Here is a 9530-nt window from a genome sequence, read left to right as displayed (position 1 = left end):
ATAAAAAATGGTTTTTCTTCCATTTTTAGGATAAGTGTCTAGTTTCCAACATCTAAATAATATTTATTTTTGCTAAATAGGAGACATTTTTAGAATTTTTACATATAATTAAAGAAAAGTTGCACACGGTAAAAACTTTGAAGGTGGGGAAAGAGAGATGGATAACCCTAAAATTATCAAACTTGTGAATGGTCAAAAAGGAAATTTAATAAAAATAACTGATATAAATCTAGAGGGTGTCATGAGAAGAAGATTATTAGATTTAGGATTTGTGAATGGAGCGCTCGTAGAGGTGATCCGAAAAAGTCCGTTGGGAGATCCAATTGCTTTTCGTGTCAGTCAAACAACGATCGCACTACGAAGAGAGGAAAGTTCAAGAATAGAGGGGGAGCTGGTGTCTTATGAGTAATGAATATCGAATTGCCTTAGCTGGAAATCCGAATACTGGGAAAAGTACCTTGTTCAATGCCTTAACCGGCCTCAGACAACATACAGGGAATTGGGCAGGAAAAACCGTTTCACTTGCACACGGGACTGTTCAGCATAAAGATAAAACGTTTAATCTTATTGACCTTCCTGGCACCTACTCACTTTTCTCGAATTCAACGGATGAAGAAGTAGCTCGAAATTATATTGTTTTTGAAAAACCAGATGTGACGGTTGTGGTATTAGATGCGACTTCATTAGAGCGTAATTTAAATCTAGCGTTGCAGGTATTAGAGATGACAACAAATGTTGTCATTTGTATCAATTTAATTGATGTAGCGGAAGAACAAGGAATTCAGATTAATGAGCGATTGTTGACCAATCGGTTGGGGGTTCCCGTCATCAAGATTTCTGCCAGGAACAAAAAGGGATTCCCTATGCTCTTAGATACCATTGATCGCATTGTGACAGGGGTGATTGAATGCAACCCGGTTCAGGTGTCCTATCCTGCGGAGATCGAAGCTAAGATTAAAAAAATTGAACCAAAAGTACGTGAATTTGTTGGAGATCAATTATCCTCTCGTTGGGTTTCTTTGAGATTGCTAGATGGAGATGAATCATTACTGAATGAAATTAGTAACCGATTGGTTGCAGGAGGTGGTTTAGAGAATGAGTATTCAAAAGCTTTATGCTGAAGCTCAGGAGCTGTCGACACCAAAGCTGAGAGATGACATTGTTCAAAACCTTTACGATCGCAGTCATAAATTATGTGGCGAAGGAATCACCTATACTAAATCAAAGAGGGATACTCGAACAGAAAAACTGGATGCGGTTTTTACTTCACCAATTTTTGGTTTTCCCATCATGATTGCTATGTTAGGAGTTCTATTTTATTTAACAATCGCTGGAGCAAATATCCCATCCTCCATGATAGCTGAGTTTTTTGGATTCTTAGAGGGGTATATTACATCATTTTTTACCTTCCTGCATGCACCCGATTGGTTGCACGGAGTCCTTGTTCTCGGTTTATACCGAGGAACAACATGGGTGATTAGCGTTATGCTACCGCCGATGGCGATCTTTTTTCCAACATTTGCATTATTAGAAAATTATGGTTATCTTCCAAGGGTAGCCTTTAACATGGATCGGCTCTTTAAAAGGGTAGGTGCCCATGGGAAGCAATCATTAACAATGGCGATGGGATTTGGCTGTAATGCGGCAGCAGTTATTTCAACAAGGATTATTGAATCACCAAGAGAGCGGATGCTGGCCATCCTTACAAACAACTTTGTTCCATGTAATGGCCGATGGGGAACTTTAATTGTTTTAGCATCATTATTCATGGCCGCCAATTTTACAGGTGGGGCAGCATCACTTGTTACCACAGGGGTCGTTGTCGGAATTGTTTTATTTGGTATAGTGGTTACCTTTTTTGTTTCTTGGGTTCTTTCGAAAACAGCCCTTAAAGGAGTACCAACTCATTACACATTAGAACTACCGCCTTACCGTAAACCGAAGATATTTGATACCGTGATTCGCTCGTCTTTAACAAAGTCCTGGTCTGTGTTAGTTCGCGCCGTTAAAGTTGCTGCACCTGCAGCTATTTTAACTTGGGTAATCGCAAATATTTATATTGGTGATACAAGTATTTTGATGTATATGGTTGAATTCTTGGACCCATTTGGTAAAATGCTAGGTCTTGACGGTTACATCATGATGGCGTTTATTTTAGGGTTACCAGCAAACGAAATTGTCCTTCCAATTCTCTTGATGGGTTATTTATCAACTGGATCTTTAACCGAAGTTGATAGCATGGTTGATTTGAAGAAAATCTTTATTGATCACGGTTGGACGTGGCTCACAGCATTGAATATGATGTTATTTTCGTTGCTTCATTATCCATGCGGCACGACCTTGCTTAATATTTATAAAGAAACGAAGAGTAAGAAATGGACATTTCTTGCCTTCTTGATTCCGACTGTTATTGCGATTCTTGTTCCACTCATTATCACACAAACAGTTAGATATTTTGGCTTACTATAATCTTAAAAAAGGGGCTGACTTTTGTCAGTCCCTTTGCAATGCTGAAATTTATTAAGTGAAAGGGCTTGGTGGGATTTGAACCCACAAGACACACCATAGTCAGCGTGAAGGACTACAGGTTGCTCTACCCCTTGAGCTACAAGCCCTGATTTTATTTTCACCATGTTCCTCAAAAATATCCGGTTTATTTTTAAAAATTAATCTACAGTCCCAGTTTGCTTAATATTTACCTTTACATGTACATGAACTTTTGCTGTTGGATAGAATTTCTTCCATTTTTTTTCATTAAAACCGCGATCATGTTCTCTATATTTTGCACCTAGACCTAAAGGGTCCACGCCATGTTTTTGAAACTTTTTGATGAGTTTTAATGAGTGCTCTTCTAATTGCTCGGCAATTTCTTTTTGGAGCTTTTTTTTATCCAATGCTACCCTTTTTTTCTTTGGAGATGTGAATTCTTGAAGCCTTGTTTTCAACTTAAGATTAATCGTAAATTCCGGTCGGCCTTTTTTTATGTTTACTTGATAGTGTGCTTTTGAATGAAGATTATCTAGAACGACCCTTTCACCATTTTCTAATGTGAAACGCTGTAAGCCTTGTATATATTTATCCACTAAACATTTAAATGTAAATGCATCCTCCATAAAAATAGGAAAGACATATCGATCATCTTTTAATATCGCCAGGCCAATAATTTTAATATTATCTTCTATCTGTTTGATTAATGGCAAGTAGGGATCCTGTCCATCTTGGTTAAATTGAAATGAATATGTTTGTAAATTTGATTCAGGAAGATTATCTGATTTCATGGATTGATCCAGCATTTCTTGTACAAACAACGAAACATTTTCTTTTTTGAATTTCTCTATTTTAAGTAGTTCACTGGCATCCCCATCGACGATAGCCATTTGAATAATACTGCCTATGGCTGGGTCACGGTTTAGGGTGTCAACCACATCAGTAATCCCTTTTTTTGCTAGTGATTTTCCAAAAAGTGCAACCCGTAATTGCCCGCTGACTAATGGATACCGTGACTCATTATTAATGTTGCTCCGAATTTCTTTACTCGTTTCACCAAATGTTATTTTGACTTCAGTAGTAGAGGGCTGATCCTTTTTATAAATGGGATAGGTAATGGATCCTTTTATCATTTTCTTTCCGGCCCAATCATATCCTACCCCCTGCGCCATATTTATTTGATTGACGATATTGGTGGGGATCAAAGAACAACCGGATAATAAGAAAATAGTAACCCCTATTCCTATTAAGGTTCGATTAGCCATTTTGTTTTCTCCTTCTTAGTATTGTGAAAATTATTAGGAGGATTGGGATATAGCCATAAAAGATCCATAAATTCATTTGGGTTACGTATTTATCCAGTGTTTCATTCCATTGTTCGTTTATAAATTGAGATATAACCACACTAAGGAGGCTTAAAATGATTAAAAAGTTCTTTTGTTTCTTTTTAAAAGTTCTCTTTAAACCACGTGTCGAACACCATAATAGAAGAGCGATCAATGCAGTAACAATAATTAAATACATGGATATATAAATGTATTCAAAGCGTTCTAAATAAGATAGCCGGATAATTTTTATTAAAGTTAATTCTGGCCAAATGGTTTCTTTTAATTGTCTCTCACTATAAAACGTTAATGATACAATCGCAGAAAGCGTATACAGTAAGGTAGTAAACAAAACTCCTAAATGAGCGAACTTTTTTGACGATTTAGGATCTCTTATAAATGGATAGAACATGAGTAACGTTTCTGTTCCTGCTAACGTATACATAGAACTTTTGACTGCATCCAGCATATCTAAAAAAGAATGATTCATGATTGGCAGTAAATTTGTAAAATGAGCAACTTTCAATGGAAAAATATAAAGGGCGATTAGGGTGATTTGTGGAAATATAAATGACATTAAAGAAACACCAACAACCACCCGAAATCCTCCAGACACACAATAATAAACGGATACAAGTATTAATGAACTTAGAATCCATGAAGGTAAAGTAGGGAACATCCATACTTGAATAATCTCAATAAATCCAAGTAAGACCGAGACACTGGCCATCCAGTAATAAATCATAATAATAAAACTAAAAAAATTACCAAGAATATTCCCAAACACTTTTGAATGGACATCAACGATATCTCCGTCGGCTTTTTCGAGCAGTTTAAACATCATCCATATGAATAGTTGAACTAAACACCCTGCCAAAAGTACACCCATCCACGCATCATATCCTGCTTTCGCAGCAATGGTTCTTTGGAATCCTAAAATCCCAATCCCAACCTGAGAACTGTAGACAATAAAGAACACTAAATAGGGAGAAACTTGATGTCTTTTATTCACCTGCAATGGAATACCCCTTTACGATTTATTCATAAAAATCGTTCACTGGTTCTGGATTTTCTCGATTCCCAGTTGCTTTTCTTTTCTTTTGTGGTCGAAGGGAGGTTGGGTTTTCGAGCTGCTTGGAAAAAGGAAGTCTAATCCATAGATCTTGAACTGATGTGGAGCGAAATGGGTAAAGGCTTAAATAAGGACGCCCGAGAGAAGTTAACCGTAATAAATGCAGGACTATAAATTGGACTCCCAAAAACACCCCAAACAATCCAAACCATTGGGAAAGAATAATTAATGGAAACTTAATAAACCGAACAGTGTTGCTAAATTTGTAAACCGGCGATGTATAGGAAGCTAAGGTACCAAGTCCTACTAAAATAAGCAATACATTACTAGTTAACCCCGCTTCAACCACTGCCTGTCCGATAACAATCCCACCAACAACCCCAAGAGATTGCCCGATTTTAAATGGTAAACGAATCCCTGCCTCTTTAACCATTTCAATCATGATTTCTAACAATAAAGCCTCTAAAAAAGGTGGAAAGGGTACAGTTATCCTAGAACCAACTAAAGTTTCAAGCAATGGGGCAGGAATCAATTCATAATGATAGGTCATGATCGCTACATACATTGGACTAGCAAGCCCAGAAATGTAAAAAGCAACAAACCTTAGCAATCGGAAGAAATTTCCAATAATCCAGGAATAACTATAATCTTCCATCGCTATAAACGATTCAATTACGGTAACAGGAACAAGGACTAGATTTGGCGACCCATCCACTGCAATGATAATTTTGCCTTCGGTTAAACCAGCAGCAACCCGATCTACTCGTTCAGTTGAAATGGATTGAGGAAATAATGAATTCGAATTGTCCTCAATCATTGAAGAGAGATAAGAACTGTCCTGGATATGATCATATTGAACATCCTTTATTCTTTGAACCACCGTGTTCACATTTTCCGGATCGGCAATCCCATCCATATAAATAACGGCAACATTTGTTTTTGAAAGTTCGCCAACTTTCATTTCGATTACAAGCAGTTCAGGGACAGGTAATCGTTTTCGAATAAGATTAAGATTGGTGTCTAATTCTTCGATAAAACCCACTTGTGGTCCAACAGCCGAGGATTCCATCATTGCTACACTAACATCTCGGAATTTACTATTAGCAATATTAATTAATAAACATTCTTCATCTTGTTCATGCTTTTGAATTGCCAGGAAACCCCGCATGAGGCTTTCGATTATTTCCTTAGAGTCTTTTGTAAAAATGATCTCTTGTACTGGGATTGTGCTTTTTAATTCCACTAATGAAAACTGCTCCTGCAAAAAGGGCAAAACATCCTGATGGAGGATGTCAGATGAAATCAATGTCCGATAGTAAGAAAGCCAATAGGGATTCTCCTCTTTAATGGAAGTGTGCTCATGTATAAAGTCATTGGATTTTGATAAACGTTGGAGCCAATGATGACCCACATCGTTTTGTGAGTATGCTTCTTTGCTGGGAAGATCTGTCTTTGGTTTCATGAAAATCCCTCAAAATAATTTTTTCTTATTTTGTGTAGAAAAGGAAATTTTATGTAAATCATCCTGTGATTATAAGGATTATGGAAGGAAAGATAATGGCAAGGAAGAATAAACAAAAGCAAAAGATGAGAAATTAACAGGGTAGCAACTTTTATCTTGAAACGAATATTATTGAAAGTTGGTGAAAAGCTTGAGAATATTCATGATAATTTTATTTTCTATTTTATTAGGAGGCTGTTCAGCTGGAAATTTAAGTGATCAAGATCAAGTTCAACCCTCTTCACCATCCCAAAATGAAGACAATACTAATCATAAAGATAAAAAAGGAATGATGAATTTTCTTTTAATAGGTAGTGATTCAAGAGGTGAACCCCAATCTTTTTCAGATGCCATCATTATTGCGCAATATGTTCCTAAAGAAGGTAATATCAAGTTAATCTCCTTGATGAGAGATAGTTATGTCAAGATTCCCGGGCATAAAAAAGGCTACGACAAGCTCAATATGGCCTATTTTATCGGTGGAAATGAATTATTAAAAAAGACGATTTATCAAAATTTCGGTATGAAAGTGGATCATTCCATTTCTATAGATTTTGATGGGTTTGCGAATTTTATTGACTTGATTGCTCCAGAGGGTATTACTGTGAACGTTAGTCAAAAGATGATTGATGATTTCAATATGAAGGTGAAGCCCGGAGAAAATGCGCTAAAAGGAAGAGAATTGTTAAAATATGTTCGATTTAGGCATGATGATGAAAGTGATTTTGGCCGCGTTAAACGACAACAGGAAGTCATCGTCAAGGTAAAGGAACAGCTAAAAAATAAATTTAGTCATATCGAGTCGTTAGCCGCTCTGCCGGATTTTGTTGAGGAAAGTTTAAATCATGTGGAATCAGATATGGATAAAGGAGAGATTTTGGCAGTACTATCCAAACTAGTTTTTTATCCAATCAAAAATATCGACAGTTTACGTATTCCAGTCCAAAATAGCTATGTCAACAAAACCTATCCTCATGCAGGTGCTGTCCTAGAAATCAATTTGGAGGAAAATAGAGAGGCATTGAAGGATTTCTTAATGAAGCCATCACCGGTGAATAGGGACTATCATTATTAAATATTAAAGCAGACATAGTTCGTGAACTATGTCTGCTTTATTAGAAAAATTGGAAGAAAACGCCTAATTGTACAAAACTGATCGTTATTTGTCCTTAACTTCATAAATTCGTACAAAATGACCCGAAATCCGCACAAAACCACTCAAAAATTGCACAAAACGTTATTTCCTTAGTTTGTTGATCTCTTCTGTAACTACAAACGCAAGGTCATCGTTACCAAACAGTGCTAACACACCAAGCAACGTTTGATTACTGACTTCTCCAGCTTCTTCTTTGGGTACAGTTAACTCAATTGCCTCTCTTAAAGCAGGATTAGCACCCTGATTCGGATAGGCTCGTAAATATAATTCTTCTGGATCAAGGTCATGATTCACACACCATTGAGCAAAAACGAGAATCATCATTTTCTCTTCGCCACGATAGTTTTCGATTATCTTTTCTTCTAATTGTTTTGGATTCATTGGACTCTCCTTAGCAAGCGTTATGTACTAATTATATAAGATTTTTGTCGAATATATAATGGAAATACATGTTTTCGAATGAAACTCCATCTTTTAAGGGATACTGTGGTAAGAAAATACTTTTTAATAGAAGGGGAACGTATTATGAGTAAAGTTGAAGTTCAAGAGATTTTTACCATTACAGATGAAAACGGGGATGAACAAGAAGTTGAAGTCCTTGGGGTCATGACTATTGAAGGTACAGACTATGTTGCTGTCGGATTTGCAGACGAAATTAGGCAGGAGTCTGATGAAGATATTGATATCTTTTTTATGAAAGTCGATGATGAAGGTGATTTAGCCGCCATCGAGAGTGATGAAGAATTTGATAAGGTTTCTGAGGCGTTTGATGCCATGATGGATGAAGAAGAGGGAATGGATGAGTAAGAGAGAGTTCAGTCTCTCTCTTTTTTGTTATCTAAATTTCAATTGGAAAAAATATGTATGTATAAACCCTTTCTAGGCATACTACTTATGAAGAACATCAATAAAGGAGTAATGTAATGTTAATTGAAGAAGGTACAAAATATCAAATATCTCAAGGCATTAAAGGTTTTTTCAATTCAGCTGAATCTTTTACCGTTAAGAGTTATAATGGCGTCACTGTTCAATTTACACTTGCAGATAGTAAAGGTCATGGTTCTATGCCAATTGATCATCTAGAATATCTATTGAAAAAATCAAATTTAACATTAATCCCTAATAAAAGAGTATTATTAAGTAATGAACATAATGAAGAGCAAATTAGCTGAATAAACTCTGGGGTGAAGCCTATGGAAATTAAGAAACTCAAAGCAAATGATTCATCGATGGCGTACATAGATAGTGGAGAAGGGAAGCCAATCGTGCTTCTGCATGGTTTTTGTGGGAGTTCTAGCTATTGGGAGTTTGTGATCCCAACATTGTCAGCTGATTACCGGGTGATTGCACTGGATCTTCCTGGACATGGTCAGTCAGATCCTCTTCAAGGCAGCAGTACGATTGAAAATCTAGCTGATCAAGTGAAAAATCTTTTAGATGCATTAAATTTACCTGAAGTCACGATGTTTGGTCATTCGTTAGGCGGATATATCACGCTAGCTTTTGCAGAAAAGTACGGTGGTCAATTAAGCGGATATTCGCTTATTCATTCAACAGCCTTTCCAGATTCGGAAGAAGCGAAAAAAGCCAGGAGTGCAAATATTGAAAAGGTAAACAAGTCAGGAATTTACTCGCTTATAGACGGCTTGGTCCCAAAATTATTTTCACCCGAAAATCAGGATGAGAATTATGTTGGTATTGCAATGGAAATTGGCTATACTACTTCAGCAGAAGGTGCGATAGATGCACTTAATGCGATGAAGGACCGGCCAGACCGGAATCGATTATTGGAATCCTCGACATTGCCGATTCTTTTAGTTGCAGGTGAACAGGATCAAATTATTCCAGCAGAAAAAACATTTTCTGTCAGTAAAGCGAATATAAAGCAATCAATAATTAAAGATTCGGGCCATATGAGTATGTTTGAAAATCCCATGGAACTTGTTTCTGAGATACAAGAGTTTTTAGCTCATCTATAGGGTGGAAGAT

The 9530-nt window shown here is 36.6% G+C and carries 11 protein-coding genes and 1 tRNA gene; 7 read left to right on the top strand and 5 right to left on the bottom strand.

Annotation, left to right across the window (positions count from 1 at the left end):
- The first annotated feature begins 157 nt into the window (after positions 1–157).
- The 3 genes from V7659_RS19590 to V7659_RS19580 are packed head-to-tail and all read left to right on the top strand — an operon-like array spanning position 158 to position 2469.
- On the top strand, positions 158–409 hold the full coding sequence (locus V7659_RS19590; RefSeq protein ID WP_026567430.1) for a FeoA family protein: 252 nt from the start codon (positions 158–160) through the stop codon (positions 407–409).
- Complete coding sequence (locus tag V7659_RS19585; protein ID WP_335541566.1) at positions 402–1121, top strand: FeoB small GTPase domain-containing protein; 720 nt, start codon at positions 402–404, stop codon at positions 1119–1121. The genes V7659_RS19590 and V7659_RS19585 overlap by 8 nt, the downstream gene beginning before the upstream one ends.
- On the top strand, positions 1096–2469 hold the full coding sequence (locus tag V7659_RS19580; protein WP_335541564.1) for a nucleoside recognition domain-containing protein: 1374 nt from the start codon (positions 1096–1098) through the stop codon (positions 2467–2469). Before V7659_RS19585 ends, V7659_RS19580 begins: the two co-directional genes overlap by 26 nt.
- Positions 2470–2529: 60 nt before the next feature.
- On the opposite strand, the gene V7659_RS19575 is transcribed toward V7659_RS19580, so the two are convergent.
- The 4 genes from V7659_RS19575 to V7659_RS19560 all read right to left on the bottom strand — a co-directional run bounded on the left by V7659_RS19575 (position 2530) and on the right by V7659_RS19560 (position 6346).
- A tRNA-OTHER gene (locus V7659_RS19575) sits at positions 2530–2615 on the bottom strand.
- A 51-nt stretch (positions 2616–2666) separates the two neighbouring features.
- Positions 2667–3752: a Ger(x)C family spore germination protein gene (locus tag V7659_RS19570; protein ID WP_335541563.1), complete on the bottom strand. Its 1086-nt coding sequence runs from the start codon at positions 3750–3752 to the stop codon at positions 2667–2669.
- The gene (locus V7659_RS19565; RefSeq protein ID WP_335541561.1) at positions 3745–4824 is read right to left on the bottom strand and encodes a GerAB/ArcD/ProY family transporter; all 1080 of its coding nucleotides are present in this window, start codon (positions 4822–4824) and stop codon (positions 3745–3747) included. Before V7659_RS19565 ends, V7659_RS19570 begins: the two co-directional genes overlap by 8 nt.
- A gap of 25 nt (positions 4825–4849) precedes the next feature.
- A complete protein-coding gene (locus tag V7659_RS19560) occupies positions 4850–6346 on the bottom strand; it encodes a spore germination protein (protein ID WP_335541559.1) in 1497 nt (498 codons plus the stop codon).
- Between the two features lie 202 nt (positions 6347–6548).
- Here V7659_RS19560 and V7659_RS19555 point away from each other — a divergent pair, with 202 nt between their 5' ends.
- Positions 6549–7460 carry an LCP family protein gene (locus tag V7659_RS19555; RefSeq protein ID WP_335541557.1) on the top strand — a complete coding sequence of 304 codons (912 nt, stop codon included), beginning with the start codon at positions 6549–6551 and terminating at the stop codon, positions 7458–7460.
- Positions 7461–7622: 162 nt separating this feature from the next.
- On the opposite strand, the gene V7659_RS19550 is transcribed toward V7659_RS19555, so the two are convergent.
- Positions 7623–7922, bottom strand: a complete 300-nt coding sequence (locus tag V7659_RS19550; RefSeq protein WP_335541556.1) for a hypothetical protein — start codon at positions 7920–7922, stop codon at positions 7623–7625.
- Between the two features lie 144 nt (positions 7923–8066).
- Between V7659_RS19550 and V7659_RS19545 the strand changes: the two genes are divergently transcribed.
- The 3 genes from V7659_RS19545 to V7659_RS19535 all read left to right on the top strand — a co-directional run bounded on the left by V7659_RS19545 (position 8067) and on the right by V7659_RS19535 (position 9520).
- Positions 8067–8348, top strand: a complete 282-nt coding sequence (locus V7659_RS19545; protein WP_144548146.1) for a DUF1292 domain-containing protein — start codon at positions 8067–8069, stop codon at positions 8346–8348.
- Positions 8349–8464: 116 nt separating this feature from the next.
- Positions 8465–8713, top strand: a complete 249-nt coding sequence (locus V7659_RS19540) for a hypothetical protein (RefSeq protein ID WP_144548145.1) — start codon at positions 8465–8467, stop codon at positions 8711–8713.
- A 21-nt stretch (positions 8714–8734) separates the two neighbouring features.
- On the top strand, positions 8735–9520 hold the full coding sequence (locus V7659_RS19535) for an alpha/beta fold hydrolase (protein WP_335541552.1): 786 nt from the start codon (positions 8735–8737) through the stop codon (positions 9518–9520).
- The last annotated feature ends 10 nt before the right edge of the window (positions 9521–9530 follow it).

The organism is Neobacillus drentensis, from assembly GCF_036966985.1.
GTDB classification, from domain to species: domain Bacteria; phylum Bacillota; class Bacilli; order Bacillales; family Cytobacillaceae; genus Neobacillus; species Neobacillus drentensis_E.
Note: the sequence above shows the minus strand (reverse complement) of the source record. Positions and strands in the feature narration are given on the sequence as shown.

Coding starts and splice junctions, on each gene's coding strand:
- V7659_RS19580 (WP_335541564.1), top strand. CDS start 1,096: ATGAGTATTCAAAAGCTTTATGCTGAAGCTCAGGAGCTGTCGACACCA.
- V7659_RS19590 (WP_026567430.1), top strand. CDS start 158: ATGGATAACCCTAAAATTATCAAACTTGTGAATGGTCAAAAAGGAAAT.
- V7659_RS19535 (WP_335541552.1), top strand. CDS start 8,735: ATGGAAATTAAGAAACTCAAAGCAAATGATTCATCGATGGCGTACATA.
- V7659_RS19545 (WP_144548146.1), top strand. CDS start 8,067: ATGAGTAAAGTTGAAGTTCAAGAGATTTTTACCATTACAGATGAAAAC.
- V7659_RS19550 (WP_335541556.1), bottom strand. CDS start 7,922: ATGAATCCAAAACAATTAGAAGAAAAGATAATCGAAAACTATCGTGGC.
- V7659_RS19560 (WP_335541559.1), bottom strand. CDS start 6,346: ATGAAACCAAAGACAGATCTTCCCAGCAAAGAAGCATACTCACAAAAC.
- V7659_RS19585 (WP_335541566.1), top strand. CDS start 402: ATGAGTAATGAATATCGAATTGCCTTAGCTGGAAATCCGAATACTGGG.
- V7659_RS19570 (WP_335541563.1), bottom strand. CDS start 3,752: ATGGCTAATCGAACCTTAATAGGAATAGGGGTTACTATTTTCTTATTA.
- V7659_RS19540 (WP_144548145.1), top strand. CDS start 8,465: ATGTTAATTGAAGAAGGTACAAAATATCAAATATCTCAAGGCATTAAA.
- V7659_RS19555 (WP_335541557.1), top strand. CDS start 6,549: ATGATAATTTTATTTTCTATTTTATTAGGAGGCTGTTCAGCTGGAAAT.